The 21,628-nt window shown below is 74.6% G+C and carries 18 protein-coding genes; 10 read left to right on the top strand and 8 right to left on the bottom strand.

Annotated elements, in window-relative coordinates; all coding sequences use genetic code 11:
• Positions 1-35: 35 nt before the first annotated feature.
• Both IE252_RS12620 and yczE read right to left on the bottom strand, forming a co-directional pair.
• Positions 36-800, bottom strand: coding sequence for a glycerophosphodiester phosphodiesterase family protein (locus IE252_RS12620; protein WP_190089484.1), 765 nt, complete (start codon positions 798-800; stop codon positions 36-38).
• A complete protein-coding gene (gene yczE, locus IE252_RS12615) occupies positions 797-1,480 on the bottom strand; it encodes a membrane protein YczE (protein WP_190089483.1) in 684 nt (227 codons plus the stop codon). The genes IE252_RS12620 and yczE overlap by 4 nt, the downstream gene beginning before the upstream one ends.
• Before the next feature lie 64 nt (positions 1,481-1,544).
• Here yczE and IE252_RS12610 point away from each other — a divergent pair, with 64 nt between their 5' ends.
• On the top strand, positions 1,545-3,041 hold the full coding sequence (locus IE252_RS12610) for an SCO1417 family PLP biosynthesis transcription factor (RefSeq protein ID WP_190089482.1): 1,497 nt from the start codon (positions 1,545-1,547) through the stop codon (positions 3,039-3,041).
• Positions 3,042-3,098: 57 nt separating this feature from the next.
• On the opposite strand, the gene IE252_RS12605 is transcribed toward IE252_RS12610, so the two are convergent.
• Both IE252_RS12605 and IE252_RS12600 read right to left on the bottom strand, forming a co-directional pair.
• Positions 3,099-4,652, bottom strand: coding sequence for a hypothetical protein (locus IE252_RS12605; RefSeq protein ID WP_190089481.1), 1,554 nt, complete (start codon positions 4,650-4,652; stop codon positions 3,099-3,101).
• A 37-nt stretch (positions 4,653-4,689) separates the two neighbouring features.
• Entirely contained in the window at positions 4,690-4,884 is a 195-nt protein-coding gene (locus IE252_RS12600) for a hypothetical protein (protein WP_067155558.1), read from the bottom strand.
• A gap of 323 nt (positions 4,885-5,207) precedes the next feature.
• On the opposite strand from IE252_RS12600, the gene IE252_RS12595 reads away from it, so the two are divergent.
• From IE252_RS12595 to IE252_RS12570, 6 genes are all read left to right on the top strand, one after another.
• Complete coding sequence (locus tag IE252_RS12595) at positions 5,208-5,600, top strand: ankyrin repeat domain-containing protein (protein ID WP_190089480.1); 393 nt, start codon at positions 5,208-5,210, stop codon at positions 5,598-5,600.
• Between the two features lie 259 nt (positions 5,601-5,859).
• Positions 5,860-7,278 (top strand): Mic19 family protein, encoded by a 1,419-nt coding sequence (locus IE252_RS12590; protein ID WP_190089479.1) that lies wholly within the window; start codon positions 5,860-5,862, stop codon positions 7,276-7,278.
• A 142-nt stretch (positions 7,279-7,420) separates the two neighbouring features.
• Positions 7,421-8,536 carry a glycosyltransferase family 4 protein gene (locus IE252_RS12585; protein WP_190089478.1) on the top strand — a complete coding sequence of 372 codons (1,116 nt, stop codon included), beginning with the start codon at positions 7,421-7,423 and terminating at the stop codon, positions 8,534-8,536.
• Positions 8,533-9,756: a glycosyltransferase gene (locus IE252_RS12580; protein ID WP_190089477.1), complete on the top strand. Its 1,224-nt coding sequence runs from the start codon at positions 8,533-8,535 to the stop codon at positions 9,754-9,756. The genes IE252_RS12585 and IE252_RS12580 overlap by 4 nt, the downstream gene beginning before the upstream one ends.
• On the top strand, positions 9,753-10,664 hold the full coding sequence (locus tag IE252_RS12575; RefSeq protein ID WP_190089476.1) for an SGNH/GDSL hydrolase family protein: 912 nt from the start codon (positions 9,753-9,755) through the stop codon (positions 10,662-10,664). The genes IE252_RS12580 and IE252_RS12575 overlap by 4 nt, the downstream gene beginning before the upstream one ends.
• On the top strand, positions 10,661-14,236 hold the full coding sequence (locus tag IE252_RS12570; protein ID WP_190089475.1) for a hydantoinase B/oxoprolinase family protein: 3,576 nt from the start codon (positions 10,661-10,663) through the stop codon (positions 14,234-14,236). Before IE252_RS12575 ends, IE252_RS12570 begins: the two co-directional genes overlap by 4 nt.
• Here the strand turns inward: IE252_RS12570 and IE252_RS12565 are convergent.
• From IE252_RS12565 to IE252_RS12550, 4 genes are read right to left on the bottom strand one after another with little or no spacing between them, the layout of a single operon-like run.
• A complete protein-coding gene (locus IE252_RS12565) occupies positions 14,224-15,114 on the bottom strand; it encodes a 5-oxoprolinase subunit C family protein (RefSeq protein WP_190089474.1) in 891 nt (296 codons plus the stop codon). The genes IE252_RS12570 and IE252_RS12565 overlap by 13 nt on opposite strands.
• Positions 15,111-15,731, bottom strand: coding sequence for a 5-oxoprolinase subunit PxpB (gene pxpB, locus IE252_RS12560; protein WP_190089798.1), 621 nt, complete (start codon positions 15,729-15,731; stop codon positions 15,111-15,113). Before pxpB ends, IE252_RS12565 begins: the two co-directional genes overlap by 4 nt.
• 14 nt (positions 15,732-15,745) lie before the next feature.
• The gene (locus IE252_RS12555) at positions 15,746-16,507 is read right to left on the bottom strand and encodes a LamB/YcsF family protein (RefSeq protein ID WP_190089473.1); all 762 of its coding nucleotides are present in this window, start codon (positions 16,505-16,507) and stop codon (positions 15,746-15,748) included.
• Positions 16,504-17,784 (bottom strand): MFS transporter, encoded by a 1,281-nt coding sequence (locus tag IE252_RS12550; RefSeq protein ID WP_190089472.1) that lies wholly within the window; start codon positions 17,782-17,784, stop codon positions 16,504-16,506. The genes IE252_RS12555 and IE252_RS12550 overlap by 4 nt, the downstream gene beginning before the upstream one ends.
• Positions 17,785-17,958: 174 nt before the next feature.
• On the opposite strand from IE252_RS12550, the gene IE252_RS12545 reads away from it, so the two are divergent.
• From IE252_RS12545 to IE252_RS12535, 3 genes are all read left to right on the top strand, one after another.
• Entirely contained in the window at positions 17,959-18,663 is a 705-nt protein-coding gene (locus tag IE252_RS12545; protein ID WP_190089471.1) for a GntR family transcriptional regulator, read from the top strand.
• 77 nt (positions 18,664-18,740) lie between these two features.
• The gene (locus IE252_RS12540; protein ID WP_190089470.1) at positions 18,741-20,264 is read left to right on the top strand and encodes a hypothetical protein; all 1,524 of its coding nucleotides are present in this window, start codon (positions 18,741-18,743) and stop codon (positions 20,262-20,264) included.
• Between the two features lie 427 nt (positions 20,265-20,691).
• Complete coding sequence (locus IE252_RS12535) at positions 20,692-21,591, top strand: hypothetical protein (RefSeq protein ID WP_101387304.1); 900 nt, start codon at positions 20,692-20,694, stop codon at positions 21,589-21,591.
• The last annotated feature ends 37 nt before the right edge of the window (positions 21,592-21,628 follow it).

Raw genomic sequence — 21,628 nt, 5'->3', positions numbered from 1 at the left:
GCCCTCTCGTTCGTTCCTCGGGCGCGCGCCGGGTGTCAGAACCCGGTTCCCCGGTCGGTCAGTACCTTGCGCAGCGTCTCCAGATGATCGGTCATGATGCCATCGACGCCGAGGTCCAGGAGTTTCGTCATCCGATCGGGATCATTGATTGTCCATACGTGTACCTGCAGGCCCAGGGCGTGCGCGGTCTCCACGAAGCGGCGGTCCACCACCGGGATCCCGCTCTGGGCCTCGGGCACCTGCGCGCATACCGCGCCCCGCCGCAGAGGCACCGGCAGGCCGAGCGAGCGCAGCCTGAGGGCGGCGACGCCGCGCACGCCGTACGAGGTGGCCAGGCGCGGGCCCGCCAGCTTCGCGGCCCGGGCGACCCGGGCCTCCGAGAACGAGCCCACGCACACCCGGTCCCACGCGTCGGTCCGGCGGATCAGCTCCACCAGCGGGACGAGCGCGGACTCGGCCTTGAGGTCGACGTTCCAGCGCGCCTCGGGGAACGCTTCGAGCAGCTCCTCGAAGAGCGGCAGCGGCTCGCGGCCCGCCACCCGGGCCTGGCGCACCTCGGCCCACGGCAGATCGGCGATCCGCCCCACCGAGTCGGTGACCCGGTCAAGCGTGGAGTCGTGGAAGGCGACCAGACGGCCGTCGACCGTGGTGTGCACATCGGTCTCGAAGTACCGGAAACCGGCCGCCGCGGCCCGGCCGAAGGCGGCCGCGGTGTTCTCGATGCCGTCGGCCGACCCGCCGCGGTGGGCGAAGGCGATCGGCGTCGGATGGTCCAGATACGGGTGGCGTACGCGAGTCACCCGCGCAGTATCGCCTGTGCGGGTGTCGCCCCGGTGACGGGCTCGGCGGGCGCCGCCTCGGGGACGGCGAAGTAGCGCAGGAAGAACTGGGCGAGCGGGCCGATCGCGAGGGCGTACGCGACCGTGCCGACGCCCAGCGAGCCGCCGAGCAGGAAGCCGGTCACCACGACCACCACCTCCAGCGAGGTGCGCACCAGCCGGATCGAGCGGCCGGTGAGCCGGTGCAGCCCCGTCATCAGCCCGTCGCGCGGGCCGGGGCCGAACCGCGCCGCGATGTACAGACCGGTCGCCACGCCGTTGAGCAGGATCCCGCCGACCAGGAGCGGGATCCGGGCGGCGAGCCCGTGCACCTCCGGCACCAGGGCGAGCGTGGCGTCCATCGCGATGCCGATGGCGAAGACGTTGGAGACCGTGCCCAGCCCCGGGCGCTGCCGGATCGGTATCCACAGCAGCAGCACCAGCGCGCCCACGATGATCGAGACGACGCCGATAGTCACTCCGGTGCGCTCGGCGATCCCCTGGTGCAGCACGCCCCACGGTTCGAGCCCGAGCCCGCTGCGCACGAGCAGCGCGGAGCTCACGCCGTACAGCGTCAGGCCGACGTAGAGCTGGAGCAGCCTGCGGGTGAGGTGCGTGGACACGTGAATGCCCCCCTGTCTGGTGGTGGTGGACCGGCGCATGACACTCTGTGGCTGGGAAACCCATCCCAACCATGGCCAATTCGGGGAAGGTGGACTGACTTCCATGGCGCAGTGGACCTCGGCGGTCGGGCCGGCACAGCTCGCCCGTCAGCTCAACGCACAGCAGCAGCCCCGCCCGGCGGGCACCCGCAAGCCGCCCGCCTACCGGGCCCTCGCCGACGGGATCCGCCTGCTCGTCCTCGAAGGACGGGTGCCGGTGGCCGCCCGCCTGCCCGCCGAGCGGGAGCTCGCCCTGGCCCTGTCGGTCAGCCGCACCACGGTCGCCGCCGCCTACGAGGCGCTGCGCGGCGAGGGTTTCCTGGAGTCCCGCCGGGGCGCGGGCAGCTGGACGGCCGTGCCCGCGGGCAACCCGCTGCCCGCGCGCGGCCTGGAGCCGCTGCCGCCGGAGTCGCTGGGCTCCATGATCGACCTGGGGTGCGCGGCGCTGCCCGCGCCCGAGCCCTGGCTGACCCGCTCGGTCCAGGGCGCCCTGGAGGAGCTGCCGCCGTACGCGCACACCCACGGCGACTATCCGGCCGGGCTGCCCGCGCTGCGCCAGATGCTCGCCGAGCGGTACACCGCGCGCGGCATCCCCACCATGCCCGAGCAGATCATGGTCACCACCGGCGCGATGGGCGCCATCGACGCCATCTGCCACCTCTTCGCCGGGCGCGGCGAGCGGATCGCGGTCGAGTCGCCCTCGTACGCCAACATCCTCCAGCTGATGCGGGAGGCCGGGGCCCGGCTCGTGCCGGTCGCCATGGCCGAGGGTCTGACCGGCTGGGACCTTCCGCTGTGGCGCCAGGTGCTGCGCGACTCCGCGCCCCGGCTCGCCTATGTCGTCGCCGACTTCCACAACCCGACGGGGGCGCTGGCCGACGAGGACCAGCGCCGCGCCCTGGTCGACGCGGCCCGCTCGGCCGGGACCGTGCTCGTCGTCGACGAGACCATGTCCGAGCTCTGGCTGGACGAGGGCATCGACATGCCGCGCCCCGTCTGCGCCTTCGACCCGGCGGGCGCGACCGTGCTCACGGTGGGCTCGGCGAGCAAGGCGTTCTGGGCGGGCATGCGCATCGGCTGGGTGCGCGCGGCCCCCGACGTGATCCGCTCCCTGGTCGCCGCCCGCGCCTACGCCGACCTGGGCACCCCGGTCCTGGAGCAGCTCGCCGTCAACTGGCTGATGGCCACGGGCGGTTGGGAGCAGGCGGTCGACCTGCGCCGCACCCAGGCGCGCGAGAACCGCGACGCGCTGGTGGCGGCGGTCCGCCGGGAGCTGCCGGAGTGGGAGTTCGACGTACCGGTGGGCGGGCTCACGCTCTGGGTGCGCACCGGCGGGATCTCCGGCTCGCGCTTGGCGGAGGTGGGCGAACGGGTCGGCGTCCGGGTGCCCTCCGGCCCCCGGTTCGGCGTGGACGGCGCCTTCGAGGGGTACGTACGGCTGCCCTTCACCGTCAGCGGCCCGGTCGCCGAGGAGGCGGCGGCCCGGCTCGCCGCGGCGGCCCGCCTGGTGGAGAAGGGCGCGAGCAACGGGGGAGAGTCGCCGCGGACGTTTGTGGCGTGAGGGGCGTGGGCTGACAGCTTCTGTTGCCTGTCAGCCAAGCCCACAAGCCGTCAGCCGTCAGCCCTCCGCGGGCACCGCCTGCTGGGGCGGCGCCGCCTCCACCGGCAGGTCGCGCTCCGGGAGCAGGTCCAGGACCGCCTGGCGGTGCTGCTCGCTGGTCGCGTCGTCGTACGGGTCCGGCGTCGCCGGGACCTGGAGGCGCAGCACGGGCCCGGTGCCGAGGCGGGCGTAGCCGCGGCCGGGCGGGACCGCGGTGGTCGGGGTGGTGTGCGGCGGGACGCCGAGGACCCACTCGGCCAGAGTCGGGGAGCAGGGGCCGAGCACCACGCGCGCGCGGGTGTGCGTGCGGACCGGCTCGGTCAGCGCCTCCAGGCTGTCGAACTGCTCGGCGACCACCACGGTCACCCCGGCCGCCCGCCCGTGCCGCAGCGGGGTCTGGAGCAGCTGCTGAGGGTCGGGGCGCCCGTCGGCCGCGGCCAGGTGCCCGAAGACGCTCGGGCGGTCGAGCAGGATCCACAGCGGCCGCTTGATGTCGTCGGGGGCCGGGTGGCCGCCCTGGCGGGCGCGGTTGGCGGCGATGAGCCGGCGCTCGGTCTCGTGCGCGGCCCACTCCAGGGTGGCCAGCGCCCCGGCGAGGCCGCACTCCACGGCGAGCACTCCACGGCGCCCGGTCAGACAGGCGTATTCGCCCGTGCCGCTGCCCTCGACCACGAGCACGTCGCCGTGCTGGAGCGCCTGGAGGGCGATGGAGCGCAGCAGGGTCGTGGTGCCGCTGCCGGGCTCGCCCACCGCCAGCAGGTGCGGCTCGGTGGAGCGGGGGCCGGTGCGCCAGACGACCGGCGGCGCGTCGCGGACGTCCTCGCCCTCGGTGACCGGCACGGTCCGCTGCACCGCGTCCGCGTCGGTGAACCCGAGCACGGTCTCGCCGGGGCCCGCCACGAAGCGCTGGGCGGCGATCGAGGTGGAGAGCGCGTCCAGGACGCGCATGACGAGCTGGTTGCCCTCCTCGTCCCACTCGAACCGGTACTCCCGGCCGCGCCCGGACTTGGTGTGCAGCAGCTGCTCGATACGGGCGCGCGCCTCGGGCTCGCCGTCCGTGAAGTACGCGGGGTAGCGGATGAGGAGCCGGGTGACGCGGCCCGCGTCGTCGAACTCGTACTCGCTGAAGGCCTTGGCCCACTCCCCGCCGTGGGCGAAGAGCGGGCTGGGGTCCTCCGCCACCGAGAAGTACGGCACCAGCGCCTCGTACAGCGCCTGGAGGCGGCCGGTCTCGGCCTCGTCGGGGCCGGTCCTGACGGGGGTGCGCTCACGGCCCTTCCAGGCGGCCGCGGCCATCACCGTGATCAGGGCGAGCAGCGGCCCGTACGGGATGAGCGCGACCACCAGGACCACGGCCGCCACCAGGAACAGCGCGGGACCACGCCGTTCCCTCGGCGTGGCGGCCCACTTGCCGCGCAGGGCGGCGGCGATCAGCCGCAGGCCGCGGCTGATCGTGATGAGCGGATGGAGGACGTCGGTGGCGCTGTCGGCGGCCGTGCGCGCGATCTCGCGGCTGCGGGCGATCGGAACGCTCGTGCTGCTCAGAATGCGGGGGAGTGGTCGCCGGGCCACGTCGGTCTCCTGAGGGGGTGGTCGGGACTGCGGGAGGTCAGAACTTGATCCCGCCCAGCAGGCTGGCCAGGCTCTGGCCGCCGGCCTTGATGCTCGGGGCGATCGCGGTGCCCGCGAGGTAGAAGCCGAAGAGGGCGCAGACCATGGCGTGCGACGCCTTCAGACCGTCTTTCCGGAAGAAGAGGAAGACGATGATTCCGAGCAGGACGACGCCTGAGATGGACAGGATCATGAGGAGTTCTCCTGGTTGATGGGGACAGTCACCATGAGTTCTTCCAGGATCACAGGAAGTATCTATGTGATAAAAGCTGCAATCGGGTGAAATTCTCTGATTTTCACTGGAGTGGCGGATACGGAACCGGGTCGCGGGCGGGACACTGTGCGGCCGCGGGGCCGGAAGCCGTCACTCGCGGTGAGCTTTGCCCCGGGCGGACCGAACCATGTCGTCCGACGGGCAGTACCCTGTCGATTCACTCGTACGGCCCCGATGCCGTACGGGCCAGGTCACAGGCGTTCCGATGAGCGCTTCGGACAAGACGAAAGGCGGTTCGTGCGATGAGCGATGCCCTCGATCCCGAGGTGGTCGAGCTGGCGGGCAGGATCTTCGATCTGGCGCGCCAGGGGGACGCCGAGGCGCTCGCCGCCTACGTCGACGCCGGCGTCTCGCCCGACCTCACCAATGACAAGGGCCACACGCTCGTCATGCTCGCCGCCTACCACGGGCACGCGGAGGCGGTCTCCGCGCTCCTCGCGCGCGGTGCCGACCCGGACCGCGCCAACGACCGCGGCCAGACGCCGCTCGCGGGTGCCGTCTTCAAGGGCGAGGACGCGGTCGTCAAGGCGCTGCTGGCAGGCGGAGCCGATCCTTCCGCCGGAACGCCGTCCGCGCTCGACACCGCACGGATGTTCGGCAAGACAGAACTGATCGCACTCTTCGGCGACCGCTGAGGTTTGCGCCGGGTACCCCCTGCGTACCTGGTGAGAGGGGCTCGTAAATGTGGTCGCGGTGGCGAAATGCCTGGGTCATCATGACGACGAGCCCCCACACCAGGGGCAGGGTCCTTACAACGGGGGCCATACGACGAGAGGCAGGAAGATGACTCACAGCAAGCGGAAGACGGCGGACGGCCGAACATGTTGGCGCGCGGCCTACTAGGGCACGGCACGAATCCCGGTTGCGTCGACAGCTTGATGTGAGGCTACTTCCATGTTTGATCCGGTCATAGCGCCGAGCGGTACGCTGCTCGGCCTGCTGCAGCGGGGCCGCGGCGACGGCACCCTGCACGCGCTCGCCGCCCCGCGCCCAGAAGCCCTGGCGGCCCTGAACCACTGTGTACTGGGCGACCCCCGCCACGACTGGCAGGTGGAGAACCGCTCCCTGTACTACGCGCGCCTCTACCTGGATCTCGACGGCGGACTCGACGAGATCGAGGCCCATCTCTTCAGTTCCGAGGACGTCCTCGACGCCGACGAGCACCGCACCGGTCTCGCGCTCGCGGTCCTCGGCCACCTCGCCTCCTACGGGAGGGACGACGCGCTCGTGCTGCTGCGGCGGTACGCCGTGCGTGGTGCCAACTGGGGCTGGGCCCTGGACGAGCTCGCTCTGCGTGACGACGACGCGGGCCTGCGCGCCCTCGCCGAGCCGGTCCTGGCCCGCTTCCCCGGCACCCCCGAGGGCGACGCCGAACTGGCCGCCACCGTCCGGGACGCCTTCGAGCCCCGGCCCTGGCGGCTGTGGGCCGAGGACACCCGGGACGCGGTCGGCGCCCGGGTGCGCGCCGCCCAGGAAGCCGGGTCCTTCGACCGCTGGCAGCGCCAGATGCGGCCGTCCGGACCCCGCCCCGGCTGGAGCGTCCAAGCCGTCTTCGACTGGGCCCAGGAGGGCCTGGAGCGCGGCGCCGACCTCACTCTGCCCGCCGCCCGCTGCCTGGGCGCGGTGGCCGGGCCCGACGACCGCGACCTGATCGTCGAGGCCGCGCGCGCCGGTTCGGACGGCGCCCGCTGCGCCTCCCTGCACTACCTCACCGAGTCACGCGACCCCCGTGTGCTCGACCTCATCGAGGCCGCCGTCGCCGGCGGCTCCCGCACCGTGGCCGAGGCCGCCGTCCACGCCTTCGAGCGGATGTGCGGGCCCGAGGCCGTCGACCGGGCGCGCGGCTGGGTGCACCGGCCCGACGCGCTCGGCGCCGCCGCCGCGGGCGTCCTGGCCTGCCGGGGCGAGGCCGAGGACGCCCAGCTGGTCCTCGGCGCACTGCGCGAGTGCGTGCGCTCCGAAGGGCCCGACGCGCCCCTGCTGCGCCCCCTGGTCGACGGGGCAGGACGGCTCGGCATCGGCTGCGCCGCCCCCGTGCTGCGGCACCTCTACCGCGAGACCGCCTCCTCCGAGCTGCGCGGCCGCACCGCGCGCGCCCTCGCCGCCACCGACCCCTCCTTCGCCACCGGCTTCGCCGTCGAGTGCCTGTGGGACTGCGAGGAGACCACCCGCGAAGTGGCCGCGCAGTACGCCGAGCTCGTCGACGCGCGCGTGGCCGAGCGGCTGCGGCGCCTCGCCGACGACCCGGCCGAGGAGGCCGAGGTACAGAGCGCCATCCACAACCGGATGGGCCCGGACGCACCCGCGATATGAGCCGACCGGGCTCCACGGGCACCGTCCGAACGAGCTGGGAGCGCTGTCCGAAAGACACGCTGTCTGAAAAGCTCATGGGACGTTCCCCGGGCGGAAAGATCCAAGTCGGCGGGGCCACCCCGGCAGCGACGACAACACGGGTATGCGTGTCGTCATCGTCACCGAATCCTTCCCGCCCGATGTCAACGGCGTCGCCCACTGCGCCCTGCAGACCGCCCGGCACCTCGCCGCCCGCGGTCATGAACCGCTCGTAGTAGCCCCGGCCGCGGCAGCCGGGGACGACACCACGGCCCCCTGTCCCGTGGTCCGCGTCCCCTCGCTGCCGCTGCCCGGCTATCCGCAGGTCAGGGTGGCCCTGCCGAGCCGCCGGGTGGCCGCCGCCCTCACCGCCCACCGGGCCGAACTGGTCCATCTGGCGAGCCCGTTCGTGCTCGGGGTGCGCGGGATGGCGGCCGCCGCCCGGCTCGGGGTGCCCGCCGTCGCCGTCTACCAGACCGACCTCGCCGGGTACGCCCGTACGTACATGGGCACCGGCGAGAACACCGCCTGGCGGCGGCTCAGAGCCGTCCACGGCGCCGCCGACCGCACCCTCGCCCCCTCCACCGCCGCCGTCCGCGATCTGGCGGAGCACGGGGTGGAGCGGGTGCGGCTGTGGCCGCGCGGCGTCGACACCGAAAGGTTCCGGCCAGAGCTGCGCGACGAGGCGCTGCGGCGCGAACTCGCCCCCGGCGGCGAGCTGATCGTCGGCTATGTGGGCCGCCTCGCCGCCGAGAAGCAGGTGGAGCTGCTGTCCGGGGTCTGCGCGCTGCCCGGCGTCCGGGTGGTGATCACCGGGGACGGGCCGAGCGCCGGGGCGCTGCGGGGCGCGCTGCCCGGGGCGCTGTTCCTGGGCCGCCGCGCCGGCGACGAACTCGCCCGGGTCTTCGCCTCCCTGGACGTCTTCGCGCACACCGGGCCGTACGAGACGTTCTGCCAGACCGTGCAGGAGGCCATGGCGAGCGGGGTGGCGGTGATCGCCCCGGCGGCGGGCGGGCCGCTCGACCTGGTGGACCACGGGCGCACCGGCCTCCTCGTCGCGCCGCGCGACGCCGACGCGGTCCGCGACGCGGTGCTGCGGCTCGCGGATCCCGCGCTGCGGCAGGCGTACGGGCGGGCCGGGCGGGCCGCCGTCGCGGGCCGGACCTGGGCCGCCGTCGGGGACCAACTGCTCGACCACTACGCCGAAGTGCTCTGCGAGCGCCCGGTGGTGGCGGCATGAGCGGGCTGCGGATCGTCCGCCTGGCGAACTTCGTCACGCCCTCCTCGGGCGGGCTGCGCACGGCCCTGCGCGAGCTCGGCCGCGGCTATCTGGCGGCCGGCCACGACCCGGTGCTGATCGTCCCCGGCACCCACGCGCGCGACGAGCACACCGAACAGGGCCGGGTGATCACCCTGCCCGGCGTGGTGCTGCCCGGCACCGGCGGCTACCGGGTGCTCGCCGACCGCCGCCGGGTGCGGCGCGTCCTGGAGGCGCTCGGCCCCGACCGGATCGAGGTGTCGGACCGGACGACCCTGCGCTGGACCGGGGAGTGGGCGCGGCGCGAGCGGGTGCCGTCGGTGATGGTCTCGCACGAGACGGCGGACGGCGTGCTGCGCACCTGGGGCGCCCCCGAGCACCTCGCGCGCGCCGCCGCCGACCGGCTCAACAGGCGCTCCGCCTGGGCGTATTCGCGCATCGTCTGCACCACGGAGTGGGCCGAGCGCGAGTTCGTACGGATCGGGGCGGGCAACGTCACGCGCGCGCCGCTCGGCGTGGACCTGGTGGGGTGCCGCCCCGGGCGGCGCTCCCTGCCGCTGCGCGAGCACTGGCTGCGTGGCGAGAGCGTGCTGCTGGCGCTGTGCTCCCGCCTCTCGGTGGAGAAGCGGCCGGGCACCGCCCTGGACGCGCTGGTGGAGCTGCGGCGCCGGGGCGTGCGTGCGCGGCTCGTCGTGGCCGGGGACGGGCCGCTGGCGGCGGGGCTCGAACGCCGGGCGCGGGCCGCGCGGCTGCCGGTGGAGTTCCTGGGGTACGTCGGCGACCGGGCGCGGCTCGCGGACCTCCAGTCCGCGGCGGACGTCTGTCTGGCGCCGGGGCCTGCTGAAACGTTCGGCCTGTCGGCCCTGGAGGCGCTGGCGGGCGGGACGCCGGTGGTGTGCAGCCGGTCCTCTGCGCTGCCCGAGGTGGTGGGCACGGCGGGCCTGGCCGCCGCCGACACGGGCGCGGCCTTCGCCGACGCGGTCCAGGACCTCCTGTCCCGACCGGAGGAGCCCCGCAGGCACGCGGCACGCGCGCGTGCCGAACTCTTCGGGTGGGACGCTTCGGTGGCGGCGTTCCTGGCGGCACACGACGCGCCCGTGCGGGCATCGGGGGATGCGCTCGCCGCGCGGGCGAGGGCACGGGTCGTCCAGGCACCGCCCGCCGCCGTTCCGCGCCCCCGGAAACCGGGTGTGGCGGCATGACCGCGTCGCTCGCGGCCCTGCCGCCCCTGACGGCCGCGCCCCTCGGCCCTGCGCGTCCCCTGCGGTTCGCCGCGCTCGGGGACTCGCTCACCGAGGGCGTCGGCGACCCCGTGCCCGGCGGGTGGCGCGGCTGGGCCGCGCTGCTGGCCGGGGACGGGCCCGGGTGCGAGTTCCGCAACTTCGCCGTCAGCGGAGCGCTCACCCGGGACGTGGCCGAGGAACAGGCGCCACGCGCGCGTGCGTTCGCGCCCGACCTCGCCTCCGTGGTGGTCGGGGTCAACGACACCCTGCGCCGCTCCTTCGACATCCACCACGTCGCCGCCCGGCTCGACGCGGTCTACGGCGGGCTCGCCGCGCAGGGGGCGGTGCTGCTCACGGCCTGTCTGCCCGACCCCGGGGCGACGCTCGCCCTGCCCGGCCCGCTCGCCCGTCCGCTGGCCCGCCGCCAGCAGGCGGTCAACGCCGTGGTGCACGCCCTCTCCGCGCGGTACGGCGCCGCGCATCTGCACCTGGCCGACCGGGCCTGGGTCGGCGACCGCTCGCTGTGGAGCGCGGACCGGCTGCACCCGGGCGAGCGCGGCCACCGGCTGATCGCGGCCTCCTGCCACGCCCTGCTCGCCGAGCGCGGCCTCGCACCGGGCGCCCCGCCCTCGTACGAGCCGGACCGGCCGCCGCCCGGCCGGTCCGCCGCGCTGCTGTGGCTGGCGACGGCCGGGACCGCCTGGGTGGCGCGGCGCTCCACGGACCTGCTGCCCCAGCTCCTCGGCCTGGCCGGGGCCGAGCTGCGGCACGCCGCGCGCGGCACCGCCGCCCACCTCGATCTGCGCGCCGCGGAGGCGCTCTCCGCCGCGCTCGCGGCCGTCAGCGCTCCCCCCGGCCAGGGCCGCCTTGCCAGAATGGAGGGATGACAGGGCGCTGGGAGTTCTGGATCGACCGTGGCGGCACCTTCACGGACGTGGTGGGTAGACGGCCCGACGGGCGCCTGGTCAGCCGCAAGCTCCTCTCCCACGACCCGGACCGCGACCGCGACGCCGCGGTCGCCGGGATCCGGCTGCTGCTCGGCCTCGGTCCCGACGAGCCGGTCCCGGCCGACCGGATCTCCGTCGTCAAGATGGGTACCACGGTCGCCACCAACGCCCTCCTGGAGCGGCGCGGCGAGCCGACCGTCCTGGTCGTCACCGAGGGCTTCCGGGACGGCCTGCGGATCGCGTACCAGAACCGGCCGCGGCTGTTCGACCGGCACATCGTGCTGCCGGACGCGGTGTACGAGCGGGTCGTCGAGGTGGCCGAGCGGGTCGACGCGCACGGCGCCACCGTCCGCCCGCTCGACCTCGCGGGCGTCACCGAGGGGCTGCGGGCCGCCCGCGCGGAGGGTCTGCGCAGCGCCGCCGTCGTCCTGATGCACGGCTACCGCTATCCCGACCACGAGACGGCCGTCGCCGAGGCCGCACGGGCGCTCGGCTTCACCCAGGTCAGCTGCTCGCACGAGGTGAGCCCGCTCATCAAGCTGGTGCCGCGCGGCGACACCACCGTGGTGGACGCCTACCTCTCGCCGATCCTGCGCCGCTATGTCGACGAGGTCGCCAAGGAACTCGACGGCGTACGGCTGATGTTCATGCAGTCCAACGGCGGCCTGCGGGAGGCCGCGCACTTCCGGGGAAAGGACGCCGTGCTCTCCGGACCGGCGGGCGGCGTGGTCGGCATGGCCCGTACCTCCGGACAGGCCGGCCACGCGCGCGTGATCGGCTTCGACATGGGCGGCACCTCGACCGACGTCTCGCACTACGCGGGCGCCTTCGAGCGGGACTTCGCCAACCAGGTCGCCGGGGTCCGGATGCGCGCCCCCATGATGAACATCCACACCGTGGCGGCGGGCGGCGGCTCGGTGCTCCACTTTGACGGGCAGCGCTACCGGGTCGGCCCGGACTCGGCGGGCGCGGTCCCGGGCCCGGCCTGCTACCGGCGCGGCGGCCCGCTCACCGTCACCGACGCCAATGTGATGCTGGGCCGCGTCCAACCGGCCCACTTCCCGGCGGTGTTCGGCCCCGGCGGCGATCTGCCGCTGGACGCCGAGGCGGTACGGGAGCGGTTCGCCGAGCTGGCCGAGCGCACCGGCGGCGGGCGCAGCCCCGAGGAGGTCGCCGCCGGATTCCTGGAGATCGCCGTGCTCAACATGGCGAACGCGGTCAAGAAGATCTCCGTGCAGCGCGGCCACGACGTCACCCGCTACGCCCTGACCAGCTTCGGCGGCGCCGGCGGCCAGCACGCCTGCGCGGTCGCGGACGCGCTCGGCATCGACACCGTCCTCGTACCGCCGCTGGCGGGCGTCCTCTCCGCCTACGGCATCGGCCTCGCCGACGCGACCGCGATGCGCGAGCGGTCCGTCGAGGCGGAGCTCGACGAAGCCTGCGTCGGGCGGGTGCGCGAGCTGTGCGGTGAACTCGCGGCACGCACGCGTGGCGAACTGCGCGCCGACAGCATCCCGGACGAGGCGATCACCACCCACGCGCGCGTGCTGCTCCGCTACGCCGGTACGGACGCCAGCCTGCCGGTCGCCCTGGACGCGGCCGACGCCATGAAGGAGGCGTTCGAGCGCGAACACCGCGCGCGGTACGCCTTCACCATGGACAAGCCGCTGGTCGTGGAGGCGGTGTCGGTGGAGGCCGTCGGCGCCGCCGGGCCGCACGGCGCCCCCGAGATCGAGGAGTACGCGCGCGAGGGCGAGCACGGCCCGTCCGCCACCGTGTCCATGTTCGTGGCGGGCGGGCGCCGGGACGTCCCGCTGTACCGGCGCGCCGCCCTGCGGCCGGGCGACACCGTGGCCGGGCCCGCGATCGTCGCCGAGGCCGACGCCACCACCGTGGTGGACGACGGCTGGCAGGCCGCCGCCGGTGACCTCGGGCACCTGCTGCTCACCCGGGCGCGCCCCCGCCCCGGCCGCACCGCCGTCGGCACGGACGTCGACCCGGTGATGCTGGAGGTCTTCAACAACCTCTTCATGGCGATCGCCGAGCAGATGGGCGTACGCCTGGAGAACACCGCCCACTCCGTCAACATCAAGGAGCGCCTCGACTTCTCCTGCGCGCTCTTCGACGCCGAGGGCAACCTGATCGCCAACGCCCCGCACATCCCCGTGCACCTGGGCTCGATGGGCGAGTCCATCAAGGAAGTGCTGCGCCGCAACGCGGGCGCCATGCGGCCCGGTGACGTCTACGCCATCAACGACCCGTACCACGGCGGCACCCATCTGCCCGACGTCACCGTGGTCACCCCGGTGTTCGACGGCGAGGAGCTGCGGTTCCTGGTGGCCTCGCGCGGCCACCACGCCGAGATCGGCGGCATCACCCCCGGCTCCATGCCCGCCTTCAGCCGCACCGTCGAGGAGGAGGGCGTGCTCTTCGACAACTGGCTGCTGGTACGGGACGGACGGCTGCGCGAGGCGGAGACGCGCGCGTTGCTGACCGGTGCCGCGTACCCCTCGCGCGACCCCGACACCAACCTCGCCGACCTGCGCGCCCAGATCGCCGCCAACGAGAAGGGCATCGCCGAACTGCGGCGCATGACCGACGAGTTCGGGCTCGACGTCGTCCAGGCCTACATGGGGCACGTCCAGGCCAACGCCGAGGAGTCCGTGCGGCGGATCGTGGCGGAGCTGAGCGACGGGTCGTACAGGTACGAGACCGACGGCGGCGCCGTCATTCAGGTCGCCGTCACCGTGGACCGCGAGAGCCGCAGCGCCGTACTGGACTTCACCGGCACCTCGCCGCAGCAGCCGGGCAACTTCAACGCGCCCCGGTCGGTGGTGATGGCGGCCGTCCTGTACGTCTTCCGGACGCTGGTGGACGACGACATCCCGCTCAACAGCGGCTGCCTGAAACCGCTGGAGGTACGGGTGCCGCCCGGCTCGATGCTGGCGCCGCGGTACCCGGCCGCGACCGTCGCCGGAAACGTCGAGACCTCGCAGGCCGTCACCGGCGCGCTCTACGCGGCCCTGGGGATCCAGGCCGAGGGCTCCGGCACGATGAACAACGTGACCTTCGGCAACGACCGGGTGCAGTACTACGAGACGGTGGCCTCCGGTTCGGGCGCCGGTGACGGCTTCGACGGCGCGGACGCCGTGCAGACCCACATGACCAACTCGCGCCTCACCGACCCGGAGGTCCTTGAATGGCGCTATCCGGTACGGGTGGACGCCTTCGCCGTACGGGAGGGCAGCGGCGGGCGGGGCCGGTGGACCGGCGGGTGCGGGGTCGAGCGCCGGATCCGGTTCCTGGAGCCGATGACCGTGGCCCTGCTGACCGGCCACCGGCGCGTGGCGCCGTACGGCATGGCGGGCGGTGAGCCGGGCGGGCTCGGCGCGAACCTGGTGGAGCGCGCGGACGGCCGCAGCGAGCCGCTGGAGGGCGTGGACACGGTCGAGGTGGGCCCCGGGGACGTTCTGGTCGTCCGCACGCCCGGAGGCGGCGGCTACGGCGCCTGACGCGTCCGTACGGCATGTCGTACGGGCACGAACCGCAGCGGGGTGCCGGGCGCGGCCTGTGCGGCGGCGGCCAGATCCGCCCCGGCGACCACGCCCACCACCGGGTAGCCGCCGGTGGTCGGATGGTCGGCCAGGAACACCACCGGGCGCCCGTCCGGCGGCACTTGGACCGCGCCCCACACCATGCCCTCGCTGGGCAGCTCGCCGTGGACCGCCCGCTCCAGCGCCGGGCCCTCGGTGCGCAGGCCGATGCGGTTGCTCGCGGCGGAGACCCGGTAGCGGCCGGTGGCGAGGGCGGCGAAGGCGTTCTGCGTGAACCAGTCGGCGCGCGGCCCCGGCAGCATCCGCAGAACCAACTCCCGTGGCGGGCCAGGCGCCGGGGCCGCGTCCACGCGCGCGTAGTGCTCGGCCGGGTGCCCCAGGGGCAGGACGGCGCCGTCGGTGAGCGGCGCCGGGCCGAGCCCCGAGAGGAGGTCGGTGGAGCGGCTGCCGAGGACCGGCTCGACGGCGATCCCCCCGGCGAACGCCACATAGGAGCGCACCCCGAGCACGGCGGCGCCGACCTCCAGGACGGCCCCCGCGGGCACCCGCACCGGCGCGCCCCACGCCGCCGGCCGCCCGTCGACGGACACCGGGCAGGGTGCCCCCGTCACCGCGACCGTGACGGCCCGCCGCGGGCGCACCGCGCACCCGGTCAGCGTCGTCTCCAGGACGGCCGCGCCCGGCGGGTTGCCCACCAGCCGGTTGGCGACGCGGCTCGCGGGCAGGTCGAGCGCCCCCGAGCGCGGCACGCCGAGGTGGGCGTGGCCGTGGCGCCCCTCGTCCTGGACGCAGGTGAGCGCCCCGGCCCGCACCGCGCAGAAGGCCCGGTCCGTCATGCCCCGCCCCGGGGGACGAAGCGCACCCGGGTGCCCGGTGCCAGGAGCGCGGCGGGCTCCCGCTCCGGGTCCCAGAGCACGGCGTCCGTGGAGCCGACGAGCTGCCAGCCGCCCGGCGAGGAGCGCGGATAGACGCCGGTGTACGGGCCCGCCAGGGCCACCGACCCGGCCGGGACCGAGGTCCTCGGAGTGGCGCGGCGGGGCACCCCGTACCGCTCGGGAAGCCCGGTCAGATAGCCGAAGCCGGGCGCGAACCCGCAGAACGCCACCCGGAACTCGGCCGCGTGGTGGATCCGTACCGCCGCCTCGGGCGAGACGCCCCACGCGCGCGCGACCTCGGCCAGGTCGGGGCCGTCGTAGCGGACCGGGATCTCCACCACGGCGCCCGTGTCCGCGCGCGGCGCCGCGACCTCCCAGCCGGGCAGCAGCGCCGCGAGGCCGGCCGGGTCGTCCAGACCGTCGAGCAGGACCGTACGGGCCGCCGGGACGATCTCCCGTACCGGCGGCAGGCTTCCGGCGGCGCGGCGGCGCAGCAGCTCGGCGTGCAGGGCCTCGGCGTCCGCGCCGCTGTCCAGCTCGACCAGCAGCGCGCGGTCGCCGACGGGCAGCGTCCGCATCGGCAGGACACGCCTCACGCGAACGCCTCCACCCGTACGCCCGCGCCCTCCAGGGACCGCCGTACCCGGTGGGCGAGGGCGGCGGCGCCGGGGGTGTCGCCGTGCAGGCAGAGCGAACGCGCGCGTACCTCGACGCTCTCGCCCGTGGCGGCGACCACCGTCCCGGTCCTGGCCAGCGAGAGCGAGCGCTCCACGACCGCGTCCGGGTGGGTGATGACGGCGCCGTCCTGGCCGCGCGGGACGAGCGTCGCGCGCGAGGTGTACGCACGGTCCGCGAACGCCTCGGTGACCACGGGCAGTCCGGCCTTCGCGGCCCGCGCCAGAAGGCGGGAGCCCGGCAGCCCGAGCACCGCGGGCGCGCCGCCCGCCAGACGCACGCCCTCGACGACGGCCGCCGCCTGCTCCTCGTCGTGGACGACGCGGTTGTAGAGCGCGCCGTGCGGTTTGACGTAGGCGACGCGGCTGCCCGCGGCGCGCGCGAAGACCTCCAACGCGCCTATCTGGTAGGCGACCTCGGCCGCCAGCTCGTCCGGCGGGACGTCCATGGCCCGCCGTCCGAACCCGGCCAGATCGCGGTAGGAGACCTGGGCGCCGATCCGCACCCCGCGCTCGGCCGCCAGCGCGCACACGCGCCGCATGGTGGCCGCGTCGCCCGCGTGGAAGCCGCAGGCCACATTGGCGCTGGTGACGACTGACAGCAACTGTTCGTCGTCGGTCAGCCGCCAGCGGCCGAAGCCCTCGCCCAGATCGGCGTTGAGGTCGATGACCGGGGTCACTTGAGCTCCTGTCCACGGGTCTCGGGCAGTCCGAACAGGGCCACGACGGCCAGCGCGTAGCCGATCGCGCCGAGGGCCAGCGCGCCGCCCACGCCCCAGCTGTCGGAGAGGTAGCCCACGAAAGTGGGCAGGAAGGCGCCGACGGCCCGGCCGCTGTTGTACGTGAAGCCCTGGCCCGTGCCGCGTACCGCCGTCGGATAGAGCTCGCTCAGGAACGAGCCGAAGCCGCTGAAGATCGCCGACATGCAGAAGCCCAGCGGGAAGCCGAGGACGAGCAGCAAGGTGTTCGCGCCGGACGGGATGTGTGTGTAGACCAGAATGCAGAGCGCGGAGAGCACGGCGAAGAGCTGGATGTTCCGCTTGCGGCCGAGCCGGTCGCTGAGCACGCCGCCGGTGAGGTAGCCGAGGAAGGCGCCGGAGATCAGGAACGTCAGATAGCCGCCGGTGCCGACGACGGTGAGCCCGCGGTCGGTCTTGAGATAGGTCGGCACCCAGGTGGCGAGCGTGTAGTAGCCGCCCTGGACGCCGGTGGAGAGCAGCGTCGCGAAGAAGGTCGCGCGCAGCAGGTCCTTCTTGAAGATCGCGGCGAACGAGCCGCGCCCGGAGCCGGCCGCGCGCCGCTGCTCGGCGGCCTCCGGGGCGTCGCTCACATGGCGCCGGATGTAGATCACCAGGAGGGCGGGCAGCGCGCCCGTCCAGAACATCACGCGCCACGCGGTGTCCGCGTCCACGTAGTGGAAGACCAGCGTGTAGACGATCACGGCCAGCGCCCAGCCCGCCGCCCAGGCGCTCTGCACGGCGCCCAGGGTGCGGCCGCGCTCCTTGGCCGAGGCGTACTCGGCGACCAGGATCGCGCCGACCGCCCACTCACCGCCGAAGCCGAAGCCCTGGAGGGCGCGGCAGACCATCAGCGTCTCGTACGTGGGCGCGAAGCCGCAGGCCACGGTGAACACCGCGTACGTGATCACCGTGATCATCAGCGCCTTCACCCGGCCGATGCGGTCGGCCAGGATCCCGGCGAGCGCGCCGCCGACCGCCGAGACCACCAGGGTCACCGTGGTGAGCAGACCGGTCTGGCCGTGGTCGAGGCCGAAGTACGCGCCGATCGCGACCATGCTCAGCGGCAGCGTGAAGTAGTCGTAGGAGTCGAGGGCGTAGCCGCCGAACGCGCCGCCGAAGGCGCGGCGGCCGCGCGGGCCGAGGGCGCGCAGCCACCCGAAGGGGCCGCCGCTGCCGGGGAGTTCGCCCTGTTCCGGCTGTGCCTGGGTCGTGCTCATCTGCACCTCGCAGGGGGAGGGCGTGCGTGGGGGTGGGGCCGTGCGGTGCCGCCCAAGCTAGAGGATCGTTGAACAATCCGACAAGAGTCGTGTCGGCTCGTCCTGCGTTCCGCGCCCGCGTCCTACGATGGGAGCCGTGCGTCGCCGGGAGTCCGGCGGGGGAGTGAGGATGCCGTGGGGACGACGGAGTCCGAGGTCGGCGGGCTGGTGGAGGACCGCCCGCTGCTCGGCCGCACCAGTACGGCCGAGCGGGTCGCGGACATCCTGCGCGGCCGGATCGCCGAGGGCTACTTCCCGCCAGGGGAGCGCCTCGCGGAGGACGCGATCGGCAAGGCGCTCGGGGTCTCGCGCAACACGCTGCGCGAGGCGTTCCGGCTGCTGACCCACGAGCGGCTGCTGGTCCACGAGCTCAACCGCGGGGTGTTCGTGCGGATCCTGGCGGTCGAGGACGTCGAGGACATCTACCGGACCAGACGCCTGGTCGAGTGCGCCGTCGTCCAGGGCCTGGGCAGGCCGCCGTACGCACTGGAGCCCCTGGACGCGGCGGTCGCGGACGGGGAGCAGGCGGCCCGGCGCCACGACTGGAAAGGCGTGGCCACCGCCAACATCCACTTCCACCGGGAGCTCGTGGGCCTCGCGGGCAGCGCGCGCACGGACGAGCTGATGCGCGGCGTCCTGGCCGAACTGCGGCTCGCCTTCCATGTGGTGGACGACCCGAAACGGCTCCATCAGCCCTATCTCATACGGAACCGGGAGATTCTGGAAGCCCTGCGGTCGGGCGAGCGGAACGGGGCGGTCCGGCTCCTCGCGGACTATCTCGACGACTCCCGCAGGCAGTTGGTGGAGGCGTACGCGGGGCTGGTGGCGGCCGGGGACTAGACGGCGGCAGGGCGGTCACGGCGGTCGTATCTGCGCCGTTTCGACCGTTGTCAGTGCGAGGACCTAATCTGTGCAGCGTGACTTCGCCTGCCTCGACGGAACCCGTTCCGCCCCAGCTCAGCGCGGGGCCGCGCCCGGCACCGGGCCCGGCCGCCGACGAGGGGCTGGCGCGCAGGCTGCGCGCGCTCGCCTGCACCGCCCCGCTGCACGACCTGGACGTGCGCAAGGCGAACCTCGCGGGCGAGTACTCGGTGTACGCGATGGCGGAGGTCGCCCTCGCCTCGATCGACCTCGTCACGCTGAACATGGACTTCGACACGGGCGCCGACCACGAGCAGATAGTGGCCAGGCTGATCCCGCGGGTCGCCGCCCAGGCGCCCGGCCGCCCGGCCGCCGAGCACGAGCGGGTGGCCCGCTGGGTCCTGGAGAACCTGATCAACGTCGGCAGCGTGGACCGCGGCTTCCGCGCGGTGTACGGGACGTTCAGCCCGGACGGCGTCTACGTCCGCCGGGACTACGACTTCAAGCTGATCGAAGAGGTCCCGGGGTACGGGGGCAGCGTCTACCTCCGTACGACGGACGAGGCCGTGAACGTGCTGGTGGGCGCGCTCGACACGGACGTCACCAGCGCGCAGATCGCCGCCGAGGTGAAGCTCGAGGTGCTGATCAGCCGGGGCCGGCTCGCCGACGCCCAGCTCGCCGCCGAGCAGGCGCGCTACCGGACCGTGCAGTACGCGGAGACGCTGCGCCGCACCCTGGAAGCGACCCGGCGCAACGTGCGGGCGGTCGACTGGCTGAACGCGGTCCCGGACATGATCGCGGAGGCGCTCGACCACGTGGCCGACCGCTACCGCCACGAGAACGCGATCCTGACCAACATCCGCAAGGCCCGGGACGAGGCGGAGGAGCCCGAGAACAAGCGGCGGGCCGCCGAGCTCGTCGACATCGTCAAGGACTGCATCCGCCGCCACACGCAGTTGCAGTCGCGCCTCCTGGAGGCCGGGCCGCTGTTCCGCGCCGAGCAGGACCGCCAGGCGTTCGCCCGCCCGGCCGCCCGGACCGGCCTCGACCTGTACGGGCAGCTGGTCGCACCGCTGCTGCCGCTGCCGGTCGAGGACGCGACACGGGTGACGGACGCGTTCTTCGCGCGCGGTACGGGGCTGCGCACGCCCGTCTCGGTGCGGGTGGCCGACCTCGTCGACATACTGCTCACGCCTCCGATAGAGCGGGAGCACCTCGGGGCGGAGATGCCCGAGCCCGATCTGATCGCCACGCCCGACGACAGCCGCTTCAGCGAGGAGCAGCTGGCGGCGGCGATGGAGCTGCTCGACCTGGAGCACGACGCGCCGCGCCGGCTGTCCGGCCTGCTCGCCGAGGCGCGCGGGCTCGACCCGGAGCTGCCGTACCTGGTCGCACTGCTCGCGGTGCACGCGGCGAGCCCGCCGGTCGGTACGGCGTACCGGCAGGGCGAGGAGCGGCTGCTGTTCGCCGTCGACGACGGGACGCAGCTGGACGACCCGGAGTTCGGCGGGGCGGACCTGATCGTGGGAACGGCCCGGCTGGACGCGGCGGGGATGGCGGCGGCCCGGGAGGCGGCGTGATTGCCCCTCCCCGCCCCTTCCCTAAACCCTCCGGGGGTGGGTGGGTGGTGGAGGCCCGCTCCCGGAGGCTGCGCCCCCGGACCCCGCGGCGGGGCCTGCGGCCACTGCACCCCGCTGTCTTCGTCTGCGGGCCGTCTGTGGCTGGTCGCGCAGTTCCCCGCGCCCCTTAGATGCCGCTGCGCGGCAATCCCCGGGGCGCCCCGCAGGGGCGCTTTTAGGGGCGCGGGGAACTGCGCGCGCAACCCAGCACGGTCCGCAGACGAACCCAGGGGGTCTGGGGGCATAGCCCCCAGCAGCCCACACCGACCCACCACCCGGCCGCCCGCCAGAGGGCTTCAGGGAAGGGGTGGGGTGGGGAAGCAAGCCCGCCGCAGGCGACGTCCGCCCGCACCACCACGAACGTACGAACACCCCCCAAGGAGACCCCGTGACCGACCACCACCCCGAGCGTGAGCCCGACGCCGGCGACGGTGGCGTCGACGTACCCCGGGACGGGGGCGAGCGGCGCATCACCCCCGCCGACGCCGCCGACGCCGCCCGCCTCGTCGCCTTCGGACTCCAGCCCAAACTCCTCCCCGCCCGCGACGCGGAGTACGCGGAACTGCTCCGCCGCCACCGCGAGGACCCCGCGTTCGCCCGCCTCGCGGACGCCGTCGCCGCCGGCCTCGGACTCGTCGTCCTGGAGGTCTCGCCCCGCGCCGGCATGGCCGTGACCGCCGCCGAGGACTCCGTCTTCGCCGTCCGCATGGGGGACTACGCCCGCCGCGCCGCCACCGACTCGGCCGACCGCTTCCTGCACGGCCTCGCCCACCTCGCGGTCGCCGCGATGGCCTTCCCCCGCCCCGAGGACCTGGCCGACGACGGCTACATCGGGCGGATCACGGTCAACGGCGTCGACGCGTTCGTCCGCCAGGCCTGCCGCCGTCTGGAGGAGCGCGCCGCCGAGCAGGGCGAGAACACCGACCCGGAGACCGGCGCCCCCGGCCTGGAGGCGGCCTGGCGCATCTACGCCCGGCGCAGCTCGACCGGCGCCACCAAGGACGCCCGCCGCCTCGCCGGATCCACCACCGGCATCGTGGCCAAGGCCGTCGCGTTCCTCACCGAGTCCGGCTTTCTCCAGCGGACCGGCGACGACGCGGGCGGCGCGTACCGCACCACCGCCCGCTACCAGCTCCAGGTCCGCGACATGGCGGGCAGCGCCGCCCTCGCCGAGCTCCTGGAGCTCGGCGTCGTCGCGGTCAGCGACGGCAGCGCGACCCTGCTGCCGCCCCCCGACGGCGACGACCTCGACCTGGCCGCCGACGCCGGCCTCCCGTTCCACGCCTGAGCACCCCCCCCGTACCTGCCCGCCCCATCTACGAGAG

The organism is Streptomyces melanogenes (genome assembly GCF_014649795.1).
GTDB lineage: Bacteria > Actinomycetota > Actinomycetes > Streptomycetales > Streptomycetaceae > Streptomyces > Streptomyces noboritoensis.
The sequence above is the reverse complement of the archived record's forward strand: the minus strand, read 5'-3'. Positions and strand labels throughout refer to the sequence as shown.

What these genes read in the sequence shown, in the direction of transcription:
- yczE (WP_190089483.1), bottom strand. Translation starts at nt 1,480, where the DNA reads ATGCGCCGGTCCACCACCACCAGACAGGGGGGCATTCACGTGTCCACG.
- IE252_RS12580 (WP_190089477.1), top strand. Translation starts at nt 8,533, where the DNA reads ATGAGCGGGCTGCGGATCGTCCGCCTGGCGAACTTCGTCACGCCCTCC.
- IE252_RS12610 (WP_190089482.1), top strand. Translation starts at nt 1,545, where the DNA reads ATGGCGCAGTGGACCTCGGCGGTCGGGCCGGCACAGCTCGCCCGTCAG.
- IE252_RS12570 (WP_190089475.1), top strand. Translation starts at nt 10,661, where the DNA reads ATGACAGGGCGCTGGGAGTTCTGGATCGACCGTGGCGGCACCTTCACG.
- IE252_RS12585 (WP_190089478.1), top strand. Translation starts at nt 7,421, where the DNA reads ATGCGTGTCGTCATCGTCACCGAATCCTTCCCGCCCGATGTCAACGGC.
- IE252_RS12565 (WP_190089474.1), bottom strand. Translation starts at nt 15,114, where the DNA reads ATGACGGACCGGGCCTTCTGCGCGGTGCGGGCCGGGGCGCTCACCTGC.
- IE252_RS12575 (WP_190089476.1), top strand. Translation starts at nt 9,753, where the DNA reads ATGACCGCGTCGCTCGCGGCCCTGCCGCCCCTGACGGCCGCGCCCCTC.
- IE252_RS12550 (WP_190089472.1), bottom strand. Translation starts at nt 17,784, where the DNA reads ATGAGCACGACCCAGGCACAGCCGGAACAGGGCGAACTCCCCGGCAGC.
- IE252_RS12590 (WP_190089479.1), top strand. Translation starts at nt 5,860, where the DNA reads ATGTTTGATCCGGTCATAGCGCCGAGCGGTACGCTGCTCGGCCTGCTG.
- IE252_RS12600 (WP_067155558.1), bottom strand. Translation starts at nt 4,884, where the DNA reads ATGATCCTGTCCATCTCAGGCGTCGTCCTGCTCGGAATCATCGTCTTC.
- pxpB (WP_190089798.1), bottom strand. Translation starts at nt 15,731, where the DNA reads ATGCGGACGCTGCCCGTCGGCGACCGCGCGCTGCTGGTCGAGCTGGAC.
- IE252_RS12595 (WP_190089480.1), top strand. Translation starts at nt 5,208, where the DNA reads ATGAGCGATGCCCTCGATCCCGAGGTGGTCGAGCTGGCGGGCAGGATC.